Here is a 17,749-nt window from a genome sequence, read left to right as displayed (position 1 = left end):
TGCGATTGTCGATCAATTTAGGGGTGTGGCCACGATAACACATTGTTTGTGATGTGGCGCATTAAAGTGTTGGCCTTCGATTGGGTCTCCGATGTCAGCTGAGAGCCATGCTCGGGGAGTGGGCCGCGGTCGCCCGAGCGACGATCCGCACAATTGCAGTGTCAAACCCCGGCGGCATGCGTCTGGGCTGCCGTAGCATCGAGTTGTATCGGAACGCGCGACCTCCACGCAGGGTGTTGGCTTGATCTTGTGTCCCTCTCGTTCGTCGTTGAAGGGCGGGGACGTGAGCATGGATTGTGAGGGACCTGCGTTCCGGTTTTTGTAGGAATCAATCCATTGCGAACGAGGAGGTTCGACGATGAACGATGACACGATGAGGACGCCCCGCCCAATACCCGCACAGATGCCGCCGATGGGATTGATCCAGCCCCCTCCCGGCCCCGGTAGGCCCGTCTCGGACATGGCGTGGCAGCCGGGTTATGTTCCTCCGACTCTGCCAGCTCGCCGTGTTCGAACAAAGCCGCGGGTGCCCAAGATCTGGCTCATCTTTGCCCTCTTGACAATCCTGCTCCTCGTGAGCCCGGCAATCGTGAAATTCGTGCTCGACTTGCAGCCGGGGGATCACACTGACAACGGTGACGGAACATACTGGCTATACGGGCTGCACTTGGTCTTCGTTATATTTACGGCTCCCCCGCTGGTGGCCCTGACGTTGTGTGTCGCGATCACTGAGGGCGTCATGTGGATGGTAGACGAATGGCGGATACACGGTATAACCGTCCGACTGTGGCTGCTGCCCCTCCTGGTCGTAGCCGCGCTGGTCGGCGGCGTCATGTACTTGTTGTATGGCTACGACCTCGTCCTTATTTGACGGCGATAGAACCGAGCATCGCAGGGGCGGCGTCGGCACTTCAACGGGGCGGTGCTACCCGTTCAGGCTCGTGACCAAGGCTGGCCTCGTCCCCGGGCGTGAGCACCCGTGCCCCCGGTCAGGCACAATGGACGCATGATGACCCCCACTGACCCCGCGCGCTACGCGGGCGCCGACCTGCGCCTGGCCGCCGTCGACATGGACGGCACCCTCCTGGACGACGACAAGAACTTCCCGCCCGGCATGGACGAGCTGCTCGACCAGATGGACGTGCGCGGCGTCACCTTCGCACCCGCGTCGGGTCGCCAGGTGTGGACCCTCATCGACATGTTCCCCGGGCGCCCCGGCATGACGGTCATCGGCGAGAACGGTGGCATCGTCATGCGCGACGGTGTCGAGGTCTCCTCCCACCCGGTGGATACCCCCACGGTGCGCGAGGTCATCCGCCTGGTCCGCGAGGCAACCTCGGGCCCGGACGGGATCGACGGAGGCCTGGTCATGTGCGGCAAGCAATTTGCCTACGTCGAGCGCACCGACGACCGTTTCGTCGATGGCGTCATGCCCTACTATCACCGCACCAAGCGCGTGGATGACCAGGTCGCCATCATCGACGGGATCGAGGCCGGCGAGATCGACGATGCGATCGTCAAGCTAGCGGTCTTCGTCCTTGGCCCTGTTGAGGCGCTCGCGGAGGCCACCCTGGCCAACTTCGCCGACACGCATCAGTACGCTATTTCGGGCGCGAATTGGGCGGACCTGCAGATCCGCGGCGTCGACAAGGGCAGCGCCGTGCGCGACCTCCAGCGCTTCCTCGGCGTCGAGCGCTCCCAGACCGCCGTCTTCGGCGACGCCGGTAACGACCTGTCCATGATGAGCGAGGGGGACCTGTCCTTCGCGATGGCCAACGCCTCCCAGGATGTCATTGAGGCCTCGCGCTTCATCGCCCCCTCCAATAACGAGGCCGGGGTTGCGCAGGTGCTGCGCGCTCTCCTCGGGTGAGTGCCCGTTGCGCGGGTAGGACCTTACCGTTAATCTCAATTCTTGAAAGACTTTTCGGTACGGGGGATGTGTGGGTTCTTCACAGTCTCGTTGCCGCATGTCGGTGCAATAGAGGAGGAATCTGATGAGCACGCCTTATTTTCAGCAGCCTGCGGGGCAGCCCGCGCCGCAGGGAGTTCCCCAGATGGGAATGCCCGCGCAGCCCGCGCCGCAGGTTGTGCCCCAGGCGGGCGTGCCATATTCGCTGGCGCCCCAGCGCCAGGTCCCGGAAAAGATCAGTAGGCTGTCCTTCATTTTTGCGATCATCGGACTGGGTGTCCTGGTTCTGTCACTCCTGTTCTGCGCCTATATCGTTTTCACTGCTGTGCACAGTGATCATCCCGAAGGCGGTGGTTTTGTATGGATCATTCCGTTCGCTGTATACATGTGCCTCCTGCCACCCATCAATCTCGCCGGTCTGATTGCTGGCTTCCTGAAGGTGGGGCCCTCGGTCTCTGGCCGACAGCGGATGTGGAGCCTGCTCGGTATCGGCCTGAATATTCTTCCCTGGGTGATCGCTGCAGCTCTTCTTGCCTGGATTCGCACGTCGAGCTTCCCCGGTGCTGCTGGCGCCGTGATGGCTCTCGGATGACTATTGTCTGCGAATAGCGCCCATTGAGTGGAGGAAGCAAATGAGTATGCCTTATCCTCAGCAGCCTGCGGGGCAGCCCGCAGTTCCCGCGCAGCTGGCGCAGGCCGCGCAGCCGGCATATCAGGGGGTTCCCCAGGCGGGAGTGCCATATTCGCTGGCGCCCCAGCGCCAGGTCCCGGAAAAGATCAGTAGGCTGTCCTTCATTTTTGCGATCATCGGTCTGGGTGTCCTGGCTCCGTCACTCCTGTACTGCGCCTATATCGTTGACAGTGCTGTGCACAGTGCCCATCCCGAAAACGGTGGCTTTGTATGGATCATCCCGTTCGCTGTGTACATGGGCCTTCTTCTGCCCATCAATCTTATTGGTCTGATTACTGGCTCCCAGAAGGTGGGGCCCTCGGTATCCGGCCGACAGCGGATGTGGAGCTTGCTCGGTATCGTCCTGAATGTTCTTCCGTGGGTGATCGCTGTTGGTCTCCTTGTCTGGATTTGAATGCCTAGTTTTCCGGTACTGCTGGGGCCCTACTGACCCTCGGATGACTGTCGTATGCGAATAACGCTAATGAGATAGAGGAAGTAAATGAGTATGCCTTATCCTCAGCAGCCTGCGGGGCAGCCCGCAGTTCCCGCGCAGCCTGTGCAGCTCGCGCCGCAAGGGTCGCCGCAGGTTGTGCCCCAGGCGGGAGCGCCCGCGCAGCCCGTGCCGCAGGGGTATTCGACGGCACCTCAGGGATTTGTGCAGGGCTATGTGCCAGTACCTCAAGGGCCTGTGAAAGTGCGGGTTAACTACATCTCCCTCGTCTTTGGAATTGGTGTATGGGTGTTCATCGCGCTGTTAGTGCTGGACGCGTGGAGATTGATGCACTCACCAGACGTGTCCGCGAGCGGGGCGGCTATCGTCGGCTTCTATCCTCTTTTTGTGCTGGCCAGCGGTGGTCCGTTCAACCTCATCGGTGTCATCGTGGGATCCTCAAGGGCGAAGGAGAAGCCGGCGAAATGGAAGCTCAACAGGCTGGGAATTATCCTCAATGCGAGCCCGTACGTCATCGGTTTGGGTTTTTTCTTTATCGCGTACATCGCCGGGGCTGTGGCGGAGTTTTTCTCGTAGGTCGTGAGCGTGCGCTTCTGGTGAAGCGCTCCGTTGCGCGGGTAGGACCTTACCGTTAATCTCAATTCTTGAAATACTTTTGGGGAGACGACGTCGGCTCCCCGCGATGATGAAGGGGAATCCGGCATGTCCAATGATCAGCGACCTGCTGCTCCGCAACAGGCTGCGGGTACGTACCCTCAGCCCGGCTATCCGCAGGGTTTCCCGGTGCGTCTGCCCAATCCCTCGGCCCTCGCACGTAAGGCGCTCGCGTACGGAATCGCCGCATGGGTCGTCTCGGTCCTCACCATCGTGGGCGCTGTTGCCCTCGTGCTCACCGCGCGCGCGATGCGTGATGCCAGTGGGCTCGGGTGGATCGGCTTCGTCGCCCCAATGGTAATCCTCCCCGTTCTCATCGTCCTGACCGTCATGGGATTCAGCACTGGGGCTCAGGGCATGGCCTACGCATCCACCCCGCGGGAATTCACAATGAGCAAGCTCGGTAAGCGTCTGAGTGTCACTCACTGGATACTGCTGGCGCTCGCCTTCGGGGCCGAGTGGATTCGGGAGATGGTCAACTACTACATGCGTCATCCCGGGTAGTGCATGTGTGAGGAGTAGACGATGACTGTGGTGGGTGACGCCTCACCGGCTCCTGCCGTCTCGACGCAGGTTGGTACTCCCGCTCCTCGGGGGTAGGGCTGGTGTTGTCGGTCGTTGTCTGTGTGGGGATCGAGTTCGTTCCCGGCGATCATGGGGACAGCGGAGATGGACTTGCCTGGCTCGGTGTCATGGTCCTCCTCGATGTGGTGCCTTTTGGGTTGGTGCTGGCACTCTGCGGCCTCATGTTGTTTGTTGCTGGACGACAGAAAACGCGGTGACCGACATACGTGGGGCAGCCGGGGTGTTGCGCGCTCTCCTCGGGTGAGTGTCCGTTGCGCGGGTAGGACCTTACCGTTAATCTCAATACTTGAAATACCCGCTGGATGGAGGATCCTGTGAGCACGCCCGGATACACGCAATATGGAGACAGGCCGCCGCAGGGAATTCCCCAGGCGGGAGCGCCCGCGCAGCCCGTGCCGCAGGGGTATTCGACGGCACCTCAGGGATTTGTGCAGGGCTATGTGTCAGTACCTCAAGGGCCTGTGAAAGTGCGGGTTAACTGCGTCTCCCTCGTCTGTGGAATTGGTGTATGGGTGTTCATCGCGCTGTTAGTGCTGGATGCGTGGAGAATGACGCACTCGCCGGATGTGTCCGCGAGCCAGGCGGATATTGGCGGCTTCTATCCTCTTTTTGTGATGTGCTTCGGCGGTCCGTTGAACCTCATCGGTGCCACCGTGGGGTCCTCAAGAGCGAAGGAGAAGCCGGCGAAATGGAAGCTCAACAGGCTGGGAATTATCCTCAACCTGAGCCCGTACGTCATCTTTTTCGCCATCATGTTCGTCACCATGGTCGTCATGATTGTGGAGATGGTCGCCATGATTGTGGAGCCGTTTTTGTCGTAGGTCGTGAGCGTGCGCTTCTGGTGTAGCTGTTAGTTGCGCTGGTAGGAACTTACCGTTAGTTTTAATTCTTGAAATACCCGCTGGATGGAGGACCCTGTGAGCACGCCCGGATACACGCAATATGGAGACAGGGTGCCGCAGGCGGGCCCCGCACAGCCGTACGCAGCGCAGTATCCGGGGAATCCGACGGGAGGACCCGCCTACCCGGTTGGTATTCCACAGCTCTACGGCGGGGTGGGTACTGAGGCAAGCAAGAAGAAGATCCCGGCTGCCTTCTTCTTCGGGATCGCGACCTGGGTGGCGATTCTCCTGATCATCGGCGTGACGGCCTTGATGATAGCGAATTCGACCGGCGAGAGTACCTCCGCGGGGGGTGTGATCGCTATTATCCCGATGGTTGGGACCCCGCTTGTCGTGCTGCCCCTCGCCGTCTGCGGCCTGGCTACCGGCGCGTCAGCGAAGAAACGCCTGATGACGCGCAAGCAGCTGATCATGAACAGGATCGGTTTCTGGCTGAGCGTCGCACCGCTCGTCATCTTCCTCCTGCCCTCCGTCCTTGCCATGATCGACGCTATCGTCTCAGTGTTTTCACCGTCCTCATGATCGCTCTGATGTTTGTCAAGTGGGTCACTGAGGCGTCGTAAGAATGTCGTCGAGAACGATGCGCTTCCGATCGTCCTCCTTGCGTGAGCGCCTCCTCTCCATTAATCTCAAGTACTTAAAATACTTGTCGGAGTGAGGGGTGTTCATGGAAGCTTCCGACGGTAGCGAGTCTGTCGCCGCTCGGCGGGTGCGTACGCGCAGAACGTGGACCCTGTCCATGGCGTGCGGGGTCAGCGGCTGGCTTTTGATCGCCTGTATGATCGTCTGGGGTGTCGTCAACATCCTTATGGCCACGAACGAAGACGGGGCAACGCTTCGAGACTATGGTTTCGTCGTTGCCATTTTCCTCGTGCTTCTCTTGCTCTTCGTCATTAACGTCATCGGTGCTCTCGTCGGTTTCGTCGACCTCCTTCGGTGTCGCACCCGCAGAGAGGTCATGCAGAGCTGCCTCGCGCTCTTTCTCAATGTGTTGCCGTGGATCATTGTCGGCACCTGGACGTGGATGGTGTAGTCGCGTGACGCGAGGAGGCCTCATGCCTCGTGGCGCCCTCCAATAACGAGGCCGGGGTTGCCCAGGTGTTGCGTGCTCTCCTCGTGTGAGTGTCCGTTGCGCCGGTAGGAACTTACCGTTAATCTCAATTCTTGAAAGACTTTTCGGTACGGGGGATGTGTGGGTTCTTCACAGTCTCGTTGCCGCATGTCGGTGCAACAGAGGAGGACTTGATGAGCACGCCTTATTGTCAGCAGCCTGCGGGGCAGCCCGCGCCGCAGGGAGCTCCCCAGATGGGAATGCCCGTACAGCCTGCGCTGCAGGGGGCGAACCCGTACCCGGGTGCGGCGCCCTATCAGGGGTATCCACAGGCCTATGCGGTCGGCCCCTATGCGCAGTTGCCCCCGCGGGTCAACAAGCTGTCCGTTGGCCTGGGCATCGCCGGCTGGGTGATTATCGGCCTGACTGTGCTGCTCATGTGGTTGTCGATACTCGCAACCGAATCCGACCCGGATCCCTCGGGCAAGGAAGTCATCGGATTTTACCCGCTCTTTGCCTCGATTTTCTTGATACCCGTGAACCTGGTCGGCGGGATCACCGGGCTGGTGCGCGCGGGGGACAAGATGACGAAGTGGAAGCTGAACTGGCTCGGAATCGTCCTGAACGCGAGCCCGCATGTCATCTTCTTCGTCGCCATGCTCGTGTTGCCGCTGATTCCGTCGTAGCCTTTGAGGAGAACGTCGAAGCTCCTCCTCATGAGGCGATCATCACCGCCGCGTGAAGCGTCGTGCTAGGTGCAAGGGAAAAAACATGAGTCAATGGCATACCAACGGGGTGGATCCACGCAATTATGGGGGTATGCCCTACCAGCCCGGCATGCCCCACCCGGGTGTCTACCAGAGGCAGGGGTTTGACCCTCGGCTGGTGAAACTACGTGCAAACGACAAGATTGGCGTCTGGTGTGGCATCGCGGGATGGGTGCTGATCGCCCTGCTCATCTGTGTCGGATTCTTCCTCTATCTGGCGTCACTAGACGGGAAGAATTCCGAACTCGCGATTCTTGCTTTCTATGTCCCCTTCGTGTGGGGAGGGGGTTTACTCTTCCATCTCAATCTCGTGGGAGGACTGAGCGGGCTGGTCGGCTACGGGTCGAGCATCACGCAGCGTCAGAAGTCCTGGTGTCGGTGGGGAGTCATCCTGAACGCTGCGCCATGGGTGATCGCTGTCGTTGGTTATATGCTGCTCCAGGTATACACGGCTACGAGGATTGGGTGACGCCGCCCCGGCCCCGGCCTGCTAGGGGCAGATCCGTCGGCGTTCAGCGTTGCTGCGGGCGCGCAGCGCTGCCGGTAGCTGAATGAAAGGTGAATCATGAGTGCTCCGAATACGCCCGCGGGTCCACACCACCTGTATCGCGCAGGTCGATTGGGGGCTGAAGCGAGCCAGCAGCCGCATCCTGGCGGCCACTCCCAGCCAGCCACGCAAGTCCCGGGAACCTGTCGGCGCCAGTCACGGGCGGGCGTAGTCGACATGGTCTCGCCTGGGTGCGGCATAGCCGGATTAGTCATCGTCGTGGTACTGATCAGCATGCTGAGGACGCAGTTGTTCGGTGAGTTTTTCCTGCTCGCCCTGACTCTCATTGCCCTGTCCGTCATCGGTTTCCTCTGGGGGTGCATCCGTCTGTTCACGTCCACGACCCGTACGCAAAGAATGTTGAGCCTGCAAGGGATAATCCTGAACGTGATGCTCTGGCTCATCATGGGCGGAGCCTATTGCATCGTCGTGTTTGGCAACTTGTGAATCACGGTGCGACGCAACGGGTGGGGGCCGCGACGCAATGCGTCGCGGCCCCCACACCAAGCAGCTAAAACCTCGAAGCGTCAGTGCTCGAAGGTAGCCTTCTCGGCGTCCGTCTCCGGCACGAAGGAATCCGTATCCAGATCGGCCCAGTACTCCTCGGCCCACGGATCCTCGATCGGCTGCGAACGCTTCCAGAGGATGTAGCCCGCACCGGCGGCGGCGCCGACCAGTGCGGTCAGGCCGAAGGCGCGCAGGAAACGGCACTTGCGGCGCTTACGGGTCGGGGTCGTCAGAGCGACAGCCGACACCTCGGAGGCGCGGCGAGCGCGATCAGACAGCGAACCGCGAGCGGTCAGGGCGGCGCCCGCCTGGTTCACAGCGAGGGACGCGCGCGGCAGGTAGTCATCCACCAGGTGCTCGCGAGCGTTCTCAATCGCGGGGCCGGCGTGCGCGGCGGCGGCCTGCGCGCGAGCCGCGGCGTTCTCAATTGCGGGGGTCGCGTGCTCGATCGCGCTGGTCAGCGCAGCCTGGGCACGGGGAGCGGCCCAATCAACGCCCTGGTTCGCCAGATCGGCAGCCCGAACGGCAACCTTCCCGGCGTAAACGGCGGCGGCGTCGCGAAGCTGCTCAGAGGTAGCACGCAGCTTATCTGCATCGAAAGTCGGCGAGGTAGCCATGTTGTCTCCGATCCTGTCCACATTAACGGGGGCGCACATGCGCCACTCACGTCCTATTGTGCTACATCCGCCTGTGATGTGCAGCCCACTAGCGGGCGTGAGCTGAACGACGGTCAGGAAACCACCAGGAAAAGATGCGACCATTACAGTCATGAAAGCTATTCTTCACACCTCCGCCGGCGACATCACCGTCGAACTGTTCCCCAACCACGCCCCCAACACGGTCACCAACTTCGTGACCCTGGCCAAGGGCGAGCGCGAATGGGTCGACCCTTCGACCGGCCAGAAGACCTCCCGTCCCCTCTACGACGGCACCATCTTCCACCGCGTGATCCCCGGCTTCATGATCCAGGGCGGCGACCCCCTCGGCACCGGCACCGGCGGCCCCGGCTACCAGTTCAACGACGAGATCCACCCCGAGCTGAACTTCAACGAGCCCTACCTGCTCGCCATGGCCAACGCCGGCAAGCGCATGGGCCGCGGCACCAACGGCTCCCAGTTCTTCATCACCGTGGCCCCCACCCCGTGGCTGCTCGGCAACCACACCATCTTCGGTAAGGTCGCCGACGAGGAGTCCAAGCGCGTCGTCGACGCCATCGCCACGACCCCCACGGGCCTCCAGGACCGCCCCGTGACGGAGCAGGTCATCAACTCGATCGAGATCGTCGACTGACCCTCTCCCCTCATCATCGACGAGGCCGGGGCCGCCCCCGCTGCTCAGTGCAGTGACCGGGATGGTGCGCCCCGGCCTCGTCCCTTACCCGCCTGCCGAAAGGGAAGCTATGAGCATGCCGAGCTACGGCCAGCGCTCTGACCCGCGCGCCGCCCCCGACTGTCCGCGCCACCCGGGCGTGCGCAGCGTCGACTACTGCAAGCGCTGCAACCGGCCCATGTGCGTGGACTGCGCGATCCCCACCGAGGTGCGCTCGATCTGCGTGGACTGCACGTCATCCAAGCGCGGCTGGGCGCGCCAGGCCTCGCGCGCGGCGGCGGCCGGCGCGCCGGTCGTCACCTACGCGATGATGGCGATCTGCGTCGTCGTATATGCGGTGACCTTGCTGGCGCCAAGCGTGGGGGCGTCACTTGCACTCGTCCCCGCGTTCCTCGCGTCGCACCCGTGGATGATCCTGACTCAGGCGTTCGTTCATATCGGGTTCTTCCACATCGTGTTCAACATGCTGACCCTGTACGTGGTGGGTCGCTCGATTGAGCCTGTTCTTGGGTGGTGGCGCTTCCTGATCGTGTATCTGGTGAGCGCGCTCGGCGGATCGGCGTTCATCCTCGCCTGGTGTTTGCTGCAGCCTCAGTACGCGTTCGCGTCGGCGGCGGGTGCGTCGGCGGGGGTGTTCGGCCTCTTCGGGGCGATTTTCGTCCTGCAACGCTTGGGTGGCGCCGACACCAGGCCGATCCTGGTGTTGCTCGGCATCAACCTGGTGTTCGGCTTTCTGGGCAGTGCGGTCGCGTGGCAGCTGCACCTCGGCGGGGCGATCGCCGGCGTGGGCGCCACGTGGGTGTTGGTGCGCATGGCCCGCCCGCGTCCGGGCCTCACGGAAGCCGCGCAGAATCGGCACCAGGCGCTCGTAGCGCTCGGCATGATCGCGGGCATGATTGCGGTCAATGCGCTGGCGTTCCGCGTCCTACTCGAGGCCCACGGCGCGTAACGGGTCAACAGTCGTCAGGCGCATGGCATCTAAGGATGACCTAATATAGGAAGGGTCCGGCAAATAGTGCCGGACCCTTCCTCATGCGCCCCACAGGAGATACCATGACCAGCCCCTGGGACCTGTACGACCAGCTCATCGACGAGATCCCCGCCGACATCACCGTCGCCCAGATCCACACCGACGGCAAGTGGCGCCGTGTTGCCACCAGCGACAACGGCGTTGGCATGGCCTTCGGGATGAACGTCCAATCCCGTCCCCGTTTCACTGACGATCCCTCCGACCTCGTCGGCCGCCCCCTGCGCGACGTTGCCGCCCTGGCCAAATCCTGGAACTTCGAAGACGCCGGCATCGGCATGGCAGCTGTCAACGCCTACCACTCCCACCCAGTACGCGCCCTCGCCCACGGATTCCGCCCCTGCGAAGAAAACAACTGGGCACGCACCTTCCACCCCTACGCGCCCCTCGTCGCCGGCAAACGAGTCGCCGTCATCGGCCACTTCCCCTTCGCGCCCGCTGCTATGCCCGACGCCGCCGAGCTCACCATCCTCGAACGCAACGTCCTCGAGGGCGACTACCCCGACTCCGCGTGCGAATACCTGCTCCCCGAGATGGACTACGTCTTCATCTCCGGCTCCGCGTTCGTCAACAAGACGATGCCGCGCCTCCTTGCGCTCGCTTCCGAGGCCCACACCGTCGTCCTCGGGCCCTCGGCACCCGCGTCCCCCGCGATCCTGCAGGCCGGCGCCACGACCGTCATGTCCTTCGCGAGCGCGCATCCCGACCGCCTTGAAGATGGCCTCGCCGGGCTCACCCCCCAGGGCATGTATGACGCCGGGATGCGAGTCCAGCTCAGCCGAGCGTGACCCGAGAACGAGGCCGTGGCCCGCTCGCTCGGCTGAGACCCGATAGCCAGCCACGGCCTCGTGTCTTCGCGTGCGTCTCCGGCGCCCACACCGTGGTCCGTGGCCCTCGAGCCCCGCGCTGTGACGGGCCGCGGGCCATGCGTGGCTAGTCGGCCCCTTCCTCTGCGCCTCCTGCCAGGCGTGCGCGGGCATCCTTGAGGATGCGCGCTACCAGGGTGACTCCTTCGGGCGAGGACAGGAGGGGACGGTCCTCGGGGTGCGCGCCGAAGTGACGCATGAGGGCATCGAGGCCCGTGTAGGGCAGCCCGAGATGGTGAGAGGAGATCGTCCAACGTCCCTGATGGGTGAGATCACCGGAAAACAGAATATTCACGTCGTCTACCGAGCCGATGGCGAGATGGTCCTTCCAGTGAACCCACACCTCCGTGTTTCGCTTGTGTTCCTCAGTCGACAGGAGGGGTGGAAAGTGAAAGTGAATCCCCTCTTCAGTCAGAGTCGTCGTCTGCCGGTCACCGAAGGCTATCCGCAGATCCGCGAGCGGGCGACGCGAGCACAAGAAAAAGGCCAGTACTGCGGTTGCGGACGCAGTAAGGACAGCGAAGACCGGCTGATGCATCATCGTGGCCCAGACGAGCATGAAGGCGGCCGACAACCATGTCACACAGCTCGTGAGAACGAGCCCTATTTGCTCGTAGCTCCCAGGAATCACAATTGATGAATTCATGAATCGTGGGCGCGGCCTGAAGAGCGCGTGAAGGCTTCGCTCGACAATGTGCGGCAGTGTCGCTCCAAGGTTGAGTGACACCCACGCTAGTTCGAACTGCCAGATCGAATAACTAGGAATCTGAGCGGCCCACCGTGCGCCGAGTGCGGTGCCAATCACACACGCGACGAGTATCGCACAGGAGGGCAGTATTCGCCGCGCCCTCGCGTCCTGCGCGCGCGGCGTGGGAGGGGTCTTGTCATCAGGAAGACGAAACCTGGGAACGGTGAGCGGTATCACCAGTCAAACCCGATGTAGTACGGCAAATGCCACAAGGTATTATCTATGCGTTCGCGATACTCTAATGGAATCTGGTCATAGGTAACTTTAATGACTGATTTCGCAATATTTTCAGTTACAACGCTGGCAGCAGTTCCAGCAACAACACCAGCTTGAGGACGCTCAGAAGCGGCCGTGACTAATCCGCCAACAACTGTTCCGGCTGCTGCTCCTAGATACATTGCGACGCCGCCAGATACGGCCTCTTTCGTCGGTTCGTCAGAGCTAACGACATCGTAGGCGAGAACTGCAGTAGAAAATCCCGTGGTAACCTTCGTTGCTATTGACGAGTGTGAAGCTGCTGAACGCGCAGCGGCACTACTCTCAAGGTACTGACTAAGTTTAGCGTCCATGTATGGACGCACTTGGTGGATGCCGGGTAGCTTCGTCAGTTGCGCTAAATCAGATGCGCTCTTCTCAAGTGCATTCTGTCGAGAAGCTGCACGAAGGGCAAAGCCTCCATCGCCTGCGATTACTAGTGTCTGCCACGGGCGCTCGACGTAGGTGTGCGTGCTCTCGTCTAAGTAACTAAGAAAGCCTTTTGGAGGATTTGCTTGCAGATTGAGTAAATGTTTGCGAACCCAATCGTCTAGGTCGTCGCGGACTAGCTGCGTTTCGCGCGACAGGCCGTCGTAATCAATAGCCTTTTGGATCTGGAATTGGTGCTCTGCAAGCTCAACGCGATAGAGGTCCTGGTCGCGCATTGGGGCGGTCACTGGGGGAGCTGTCGGCGGCGTTCCGGCCGGTTCGGGAGCCAAAATGTCGTAATCATTGGCGATAGTGAGGCCGCAACGTAGGGCATTGGTGCGGATTGTCTCCATGTCGCGGTAGTGATAGTCGAGCTGTTGCGCATATGCTCGTAGGGCATTCCACACCTCATAGATGTAGTTAGCATTATCTCTTGTGCGCTTTTCGAAAGTGCTGATCGCATCCCAGTATGCGCGTGCTGTCATGCCTGACCAGTAATACTCGGTATAACGAGCATGAGGCAGTGCCATGTCGTAGGACGCGTCGTGTAGAACGTCGTATAGCTCGTAGACTTTTGCTGCAGCATCGCGGATTATTTCGGGATCTCCATAGATTCTCGTATCAATGGAACTGGTTGAAAACTCTGGACTGCTTCCGTTACCTGAAATTAAACTCATGACGACGATTCTTCCTTGAGTTGATCCTTTGCTTTAATGAAGTACTGGGTGGCAGTGTCTTCGCTTTCCTGGTGTTTTTTCAGTAGAATTTCTAGGTTTTCTGCAAATTCTTTGGATTTGTCAGCAAATCCTGATCCAGAACAGTCGAGCGTGCCCATGATGTCGGTGATGATATCAGTTGCGACTCCGGCGTCGACCTTAATGGGGAGATCCTGCGCCTTTTGTGTCGCTCTCTCACTCCGGCCATTATGGGAATCCACTTCTGACTGTATTACTCCTTCCATAATGCGTAGATCTGCGCTCATTGTGCCCTCGCTATGCGTGCTTCAGGATCTATGTAGCGATCGACTTCAAGCTTGTCGAAGCCAATCTCCTCTTTGAGTTCTGGGAGCCGATTCGTCTCGATGAGTGCCCAGCCTTGTGTCTTGCCCATTCCATCTAGCAGCCGATCAAGCGACGTGTAGACGAGCAGTACACGGGTCGTGTCAAACATGTGCGCCAGTGCAAACCTGATCTCGCCGTCCTCCCGCTGAGCGATCGGGGCGTAGAGGACGGGTGGCGCAATGTCCGGATGTGTGTTGCGTGACATAGTATCCATGTGACGACGCTACCAGACTTGTTGTCACGATGGCGCGTATGTCCGCATAGCCCGCCCCGGCCTCTTCCTGAACTCCGCGTGCGAATACCTGCTCCCCGAGATGGACTACGTCTTCATCTCCGGCTCCGCGTTCGTCAACAAGACCATGCCGCGCCTCCTTGCGCTTGCCTCCGAGGCCCACACCGTCGTCCTCGGGCCCTCGGCACCCGCGTCCCCCGCGATCCTGCAGGCCGGCGCCACGACCGTCATGTCCTTCGCGAGCGCGCATCCCGACCGCCTTGAAGACGGCCTCGCCGGGCTCACCCTCCACGGCATGTACGACGCTGGGATGCGAGTCCAGCTCAGCCGAGCGTGACCCTCAGGCGCGCATGAGGCAACCATGGCCTCGTGTCTTCGCGTGCGTCTCCGGCGCTCACACCGTGGTCCGTGGCCCTCGAGCCCCGCGCTGTGACGGGCCGCGGGCCATGCGTGGCTAGTCGGCCCCTTCCTCTGCGCCTCCTGCCAGGCGTGCGCGGGCATCCTTGAGGATGCGCGCTACCAGGGTGACTCCTTCGGGCGAGGACAGGAGGGGACGGTCCTCGGGGTGTGCGCCGAAGTGACGCATGAGGGCATCGAGGCCCGTGTAGGGCAGCCCGAGATGGTGAGAGGAGATCGTCCAACGTCCCTGATGGGTGAGATCACCGGAAAACAAAATGTTCACGTCGTCTACCGAGCCGATGGCGAGATGGTCCTTCCAGCGGACCCACACCTCCGTGTTCCGCTTGTGTTCCTCAATCGACAGAAGAGGCGGAAAGTGAAAGTGAATCCCCTCTTCAGTCAGAGTCGTCGTCTGCCGGTCACCGAAGGCTATCCGCAGATCCGCGAGCGGCGAGCTCGTACCGAACATATATGCAAAACACGCGGTCGCGCACGCCACGGCGATGGCGCTCAATGGTTGGCGCATCATCAAACCCAGCACGAGCGTGACGACGGTCGACAACCACAGCAAGCAGCCCGTCAGAACAAGCCCTATTTGCTCGTAGCTCCCGGGAATCACAATTGATGAATTCATGAATCGTGGGCGCGGTCTGGACATCGGATGAAGACTTCGCTCGGCTATATTCGGCAGAGTAGCGGCGGCATAGAGTGACAGACATGTGAGTGAGAACTGTGAGCCTTGAAGACGATGGTTCTGCACGGCCCACTGCGCAACGAGCGCGGCGCCAATCCCGATCGCAACGATTGCGACACCCACGGGCACCATGCGCCACTTCCGCCGATCCTGCGCGCGCGGCGTGGGAGGGGTCTTGTCATCAGGAAGACGAAACCTGGGAGCGGTGAGCGGTATCACCAGTCAAACCCGATGTAGTACGGCACATGCCATCCTCTTGACGAGTGGCGTGGGTGTAGAGGATCGGCAGCGCAACATCCATATGTGTTGCGTGACATAGTATCCATGTGACGACGCTACCAGACTTGTTGTCATGGCGGCGCGTATGTCCGCATAGCCCGCCCTGGCCTCGTCCATGACAAGAAGTGGGGCGCCCCGGCCGCAGCCGGAACGCCCCACTCACGTATCGAACGACGACGCGCGCTCAGCGCCAGCGCAACGTCATCAAGAAGCCCACCATCATCGTGCCCAGACCCACCGCGATATTCCACTGGCCAATCTTCGGAATCGGGTAAATGCCCTGGGAAATGTAGAACACGACAACCCACAGCAGACCCACAATCATGAGGGTCACAAACGTGGGCGCCCACCAGGCCGGGCTGAGCGGAATGCCATCCGTCCAGCTCTTGATCTCGGTATCGTCCTCGACCTCGTGCCCATTCTTCTTACGCTTCTTCGATTCGGCCACGTCGGGTCCTCTCTACTGGCCCGCGCGGGAAGAAAACCGCCCGGCGGTGATGAATTAGTCGATACTCTAGCGTAGTCTCGGACCTAGGAAGTGCCAAAACGCAGCGCCATGGAAGGGGAACAATGCCCTCACGCAAAGCCCGCCACGTGGCCGGAGTCCTCGCCGTCACCATCGCGTCCGGCCTGCTCTTCTCCGTCTCCTCCCTCAACGAACGCAAAAACCCAGCCGGGACCTCGGACCTCGCAACCCTCGTGCGCACGCGACAGGCCCAGGTCGCAGTCCTCGACAGCGAGGTCGCCGCCCTCGACGCCCAAGTCCAAGGCTTTTCCTCCACCTCCGCCTCCGCAGCACCCCACGAGGACGCCTTCACCGCCCTATCCACGAGGCCCGTGAGCGGCCCGGGCGTCCAAATCACCCTCTCCGACGCGCCCCCCGGACGCATCCCCGCCGGCGCAACACCCAACGACCTCGTCATCCACCAACAGGACATCGAGGACACCATGAACGCCCTGTGGGCCGGCGGCGCCGAAGCCATGACCGTCCAAGGCGTGCGCATCACCAACCGGACCGTCATCCGCTGCATCGGCAACGTCATCCTGGTCGATGGAACCAGCTACTCCCCACCCTATGTGATCCAAGCAATCGGCGACCCTGACACCCTGCGCGCGACGGTTACCGCAAATCCACGTATGGTGAATTACCAGGCCTACGTGACAAAATATGGACTCGGGTGGGACATGCAGACAAAGGACTCTCTGAGCTTCGCGCCTGCCGCAACCTCGCTTACTGTCAACTACGCAACCGTGGAGGAAACGCATGGGTGAACACGTCGCACGAAACGCGCCCGCGAAGAAAAAAGGCTCCAGCATCTTCTGGAACATCGTCGGCGTCATCGGCGAACTGCTCATCACCTTCGCCGTCGTCATCGGGCTCTTCTCCGTCTGGCAGCTCTACTGGACGACCTACCAGGTCGCCGGACAGGTCGAACAAACCATTGCCTCGTACGAAGAAGAACACCAGCCCGCCAAGCGCACCCTCGGTGAAGTCCGCACCGACGACCCGCCCGCCTTCGACCGCGAGGTTGGCGACGGCGAAGTCTACGGCCTCATCCACGTCCCCACCTGGGACTGGATGAAGATCCCGCTGGCCGAAGGCACCACCTCCTACGTCCTCGACCAGGGATGGGCCGGCCACTACGACATGACCACCCAGCCCGGCGGCGTCGGCAACTTCTCCGTCGCCGGCCACCGCCGCACCTACGGCAACAACTTCCGCTGGATCGACCGCCTCACCCAGGGCGATAAGGTCGTCGTGGAAGTCGACGACCGCTACCTCGTCTACTCCATGGTCTCCTCCGAGATCATCGACGCCACCGACCCCACCCAGATGCGCGTCGTCGCCCCCGTCATCGACGACGTCTCCTGGTCCGAAACCCCCACCGAGCGCTGGATGACCATGACCACCTGCCACCCCGAATACGGCAACTGGCAACGCTACATCGTCCACCTCAAGTTCGAATCCTGGACCCCCAAGGACACGGGCGTCCCCGCCGAACTCGTCGACGAACCCACGAACTGAAGGACCCCACATGTACGCATGGATCTTCCGCCACCTGCCCGGCCCCACCTGGTTCAAGGTCATTGAATCCCTCATCCTGATTGGCGCTGCGGTCGCCGCCCTGTTCACCTGGGTTTACCCCTGGGTCCAGTCCTACCTGGAGCTGGGGCAGTCCTCCGTCGGCGGCGCCTGAGCCGCTCACTCTGGGAAGGGACGAGGCCGGGGCCACCCCGGCCTCGTGCCGTATCCTCGGGCGTTGGGCGGGGTTGCGAACCGTGGATGTGGGAATTTCTGCTCGGCTGTCCCACGGGCGCGGGTCGGTCTCCCGTCTCTCATTCGTGAATGCGTCGCCGCTTTCTATGCCGCCGCTTTCCGCGCC

The 17,749-nt window shown here is 61.5% G+C and carries 25 protein-coding genes and 1 pseudogene; 19 read left to right on the top strand and 7 right to left on the bottom strand.

All coding sequences use genetic code 11. From position 1 onward, the window contains the following. The first annotated feature begins 526 nt into the window (after window positions 1-526). The 12 genes from O3669_RS05270 to O3669_RS05215 all read left to right on the top strand — a co-directional run bounded on the left by O3669_RS05270 (window position 527) and on the right by O3669_RS05215 (window position 7,986). Window positions 527-871 (top strand): hypothetical protein, encoded by a 345-nt coding sequence (locus tag O3669_RS05270; RefSeq protein ID WP_314769326.1) that lies wholly within the window; start codon window positions 527-529, stop codon window positions 869-871. Between the two features lie 135 nt (window positions 872-1,006). Beyond that, a complete protein-coding gene (locus O3669_RS05265) occupies window positions 1,007-1,870 on the top strand; it encodes an HAD-IIB family hydrolase (protein ID WP_371523926.1) in 864 nt (287 codons plus the stop codon). Between the two features lie 124 nt (window positions 1,871-1,994). After that, on the top strand, window positions 1,995-2,501 hold the full coding sequence (locus O3669_RS05260) for a hypothetical protein (RefSeq protein WP_295968867.1): 507 nt from the start codon (window positions 1,995-1,997) through the stop codon (window positions 2,499-2,501). Window positions 2,502-2,541: 40 nt separating this feature from the next. Next, entirely contained in the window at window positions 2,542-2,994 is a 453-nt protein-coding gene (locus tag O3669_RS05255) for a hypothetical protein (RefSeq protein ID WP_295968869.1), read from the top strand. A gap of 87 nt (window positions 2,995-3,081) precedes the next feature. Then, window positions 3,082-3,609 (top strand): hypothetical protein, encoded by a 528-nt coding sequence (locus O3669_RS05250; RefSeq protein ID WP_371523925.1) that lies wholly within the window; start codon window positions 3,082-3,084, stop codon window positions 3,607-3,609. Between the two features lie 126 nt (window positions 3,610-3,735). Then, window positions 3,736-4,191 (top strand): hypothetical protein, encoded by a 456-nt coding sequence (locus tag O3669_RS05245; protein WP_314769321.1) that lies wholly within the window; start codon window positions 3,736-3,738, stop codon window positions 4,189-4,191. 395 nt (window positions 4,192-4,586) lie between these two features. Continuing rightward, a complete protein-coding gene (locus O3669_RS05240; RefSeq protein ID WP_371523924.1) occupies window positions 4,587-5,093 on the top strand; it encodes a hypothetical protein in 507 nt (168 codons plus the stop codon). A gap of 96 nt (window positions 5,094-5,189) precedes the next feature. Beyond that, on the top strand, window positions 5,190-5,696 hold the full coding sequence (locus O3669_RS05235) for a hypothetical protein (protein WP_371523922.1): 507 nt from the start codon (window positions 5,190-5,192) through the stop codon (window positions 5,694-5,696). 145 nt (window positions 5,697-5,841) lie between these two features. Then, complete coding sequence (locus tag O3669_RS05230; RefSeq protein WP_315283552.1) at window positions 5,842-6,207, top strand: hypothetical protein; 366 nt, start codon at window positions 5,842-5,844, stop codon at window positions 6,205-6,207. A gap of 212 nt (window positions 6,208-6,419) precedes the next feature. Then, window positions 6,420-6,911: a hypothetical protein gene (locus O3669_RS05225; protein WP_371523921.1), complete on the top strand. Its 492-nt coding sequence runs from the start codon at window positions 6,420-6,422 to the stop codon at window positions 6,909-6,911. An 85-nt stretch (window positions 6,912-6,996) separates the two neighbouring features. Continuing rightward, on the top strand, window positions 6,997-7,461 hold the full coding sequence (locus O3669_RS05220) for a hypothetical protein (protein WP_295920777.1): 465 nt from the start codon (window positions 6,997-6,999) through the stop codon (window positions 7,459-7,461). Window positions 7,462-7,557: 96 nt separating this feature from the next. Then, on the top strand, window positions 7,558-7,986 hold the full coding sequence (locus tag O3669_RS05215) for a hypothetical protein (RefSeq protein WP_371523919.1): 429 nt from the start codon (window positions 7,558-7,560) through the stop codon (window positions 7,984-7,986). 80 nt (window positions 7,987-8,066) lie between these two features. Here the strand turns inward: O3669_RS05215 and O3669_RS05210 are convergent, their stop codons facing one another. Further along, on the bottom strand, window positions 8,067-8,663 hold the full coding sequence (locus O3669_RS05210; RefSeq protein ID WP_371523917.1) for a hypothetical protein: 597 nt from the start codon (window positions 8,661-8,663) through the stop codon (window positions 8,067-8,069). A gap of 151 nt (window positions 8,664-8,814) precedes the next feature. Between O3669_RS05210 and O3669_RS05205 the strand changes: the two genes are divergently transcribed. The 3 genes from O3669_RS05205 to O3669_RS05195 all read left to right on the top strand — a co-directional run bounded on the left by O3669_RS05205 (window position 8,815) and on the right by O3669_RS05195 (window position 11,190). Beyond that, window positions 8,815-9,336 (top strand): peptidylprolyl isomerase, encoded by a 522-nt coding sequence (locus O3669_RS05205; protein ID WP_371523916.1) that lies wholly within the window; start codon window positions 8,815-8,817, stop codon window positions 9,334-9,336. Between the two features lie 109 nt (window positions 9,337-9,445). Next, a complete protein-coding gene (locus tag O3669_RS05200; RefSeq protein ID WP_371523914.1) occupies window positions 9,446-10,324 on the top strand; it encodes a rhomboid family intramembrane serine protease in 879 nt (292 codons plus the stop codon). 104 nt (window positions 10,325-10,428) lie between these two features. Beyond that, window positions 10,429-11,190 carry a Rossmann-like domain-containing protein gene (locus O3669_RS05195; RefSeq protein WP_371523913.1) on the top strand — a complete coding sequence of 254 codons (762 nt, stop codon included), beginning with the start codon at window positions 10,429-10,431 and terminating at the stop codon, window positions 11,188-11,190. Between the two features lie 145 nt (window positions 11,191-11,335). Here the strand turns inward: O3669_RS05195 and O3669_RS05190 are convergent, their stop codons facing one another. The 4 genes from O3669_RS05190 to O3669_RS05175 all read right to left on the bottom strand — a co-directional run bounded on the left by O3669_RS05190 (window position 11,336) and on the right by O3669_RS05175 (window position 13,975). Beyond that, on the bottom strand, window positions 11,336-11,851 hold the full coding sequence (locus O3669_RS05190; protein ID WP_371523911.1) for a hypothetical protein: 516 nt from the start codon (window positions 11,849-11,851) through the stop codon (window positions 11,336-11,338). A 338-nt stretch (window positions 11,852-12,189) separates the two neighbouring features. Beyond that, the gene (locus O3669_RS05185; protein ID WP_371523910.1) at window positions 12,190-13,377 is read right to left on the bottom strand and encodes a hypothetical protein; all 1,188 of its coding nucleotides are present in this window, start codon (window positions 13,375-13,377) and stop codon (window positions 12,190-12,192) included. Beyond that, a complete protein-coding gene (locus O3669_RS05180; protein WP_315284319.1) occupies window positions 13,374-13,682 on the bottom strand; it encodes a hypothetical protein in 309 nt (102 codons plus the stop codon). Before O3669_RS05180 ends, O3669_RS05185 begins: the two co-directional genes overlap by 4 nt. Beyond that, a complete protein-coding gene (locus O3669_RS05175) occupies window positions 13,679-13,975 on the bottom strand; it encodes an SAV_915 family protein (protein WP_314770197.1) in 297 nt (98 codons plus the stop codon). Before O3669_RS05175 ends, O3669_RS05180 begins: the two co-directional genes overlap by 4 nt. A gap of 58 nt (window positions 13,976-14,033) precedes the next feature. Between O3669_RS05175 and O3669_RS05170 the strand changes: the two are divergent. Further along, a pseudogene (locus O3669_RS05170) lies at window positions 14,034-14,330 on the top strand (Rossmann-like domain-containing protein); the annotation flags it as partial. 117 nt (window positions 14,331-14,447) lie between these two features. Here O3669_RS05170 and O3669_RS05165 read toward each other — a convergent pair. Both O3669_RS05165 and O3669_RS05160 read right to left on the bottom strand, forming a co-directional pair. Further along, window positions 14,448-15,026 (bottom strand): hypothetical protein, encoded by a 579-nt coding sequence (locus O3669_RS05165; protein WP_371523909.1) that lies wholly within the window; start codon window positions 15,024-15,026, stop codon window positions 14,448-14,450. Between the two features lie 523 nt (window positions 15,027-15,549). Continuing rightward, window positions 15,550-15,813 (bottom strand): cell division protein CrgA, encoded by a 264-nt coding sequence (locus O3669_RS05160; RefSeq protein WP_295969263.1) that lies wholly within the window; start codon window positions 15,811-15,813, stop codon window positions 15,550-15,552. A gap of 122 nt (window positions 15,814-15,935) precedes the next feature. Between O3669_RS05160 and O3669_RS05155 the strand changes: the two genes are divergently transcribed. Genes O3669_RS05155 through O3669_RS05145 form a run of 3 tightly spaced genes read left to right on the top strand, consistent with a single transcriptional unit; the run spans window position 15,936 to window position 17,563 of the window. Further along, complete coding sequence (locus O3669_RS05155) at window positions 15,936-16,637, top strand: DUF881 domain-containing protein (RefSeq protein ID WP_371523908.1); 702 nt, start codon at window positions 15,936-15,938, stop codon at window positions 16,635-16,637. Beyond that, window positions 16,630-17,391, top strand: a complete 762-nt coding sequence (locus O3669_RS05150; protein ID WP_315284310.1) for a class E sortase — start codon at window positions 16,630-16,632, stop codon at window positions 17,389-17,391. Before O3669_RS05155 ends, O3669_RS05150 begins: the two co-directional genes overlap by 8 nt. A gap of 10 nt (window positions 17,392-17,401) precedes the next feature. After that, on the top strand, window positions 17,402-17,563 hold the full coding sequence (locus O3669_RS05145) for a hypothetical protein (protein WP_314770194.1): 162 nt from the start codon (window positions 17,402-17,404) through the stop codon (window positions 17,561-17,563). Window positions 17,564-17,749: the final 186 nt, after the last annotated feature.

The sequence above is a fragment of the Pauljensenia sp. 20925_1_34 genome (assembly GCF_041432775.1).
Classification (GTDB): domain Bacteria; phylum Actinomycetota; class Actinomycetes; order Actinomycetales; family Actinomycetaceae; genus Pauljensenia.
Note: the sequence above shows the minus strand (reverse complement) of the source record. Positions and strands in the feature narration are given on the sequence as shown.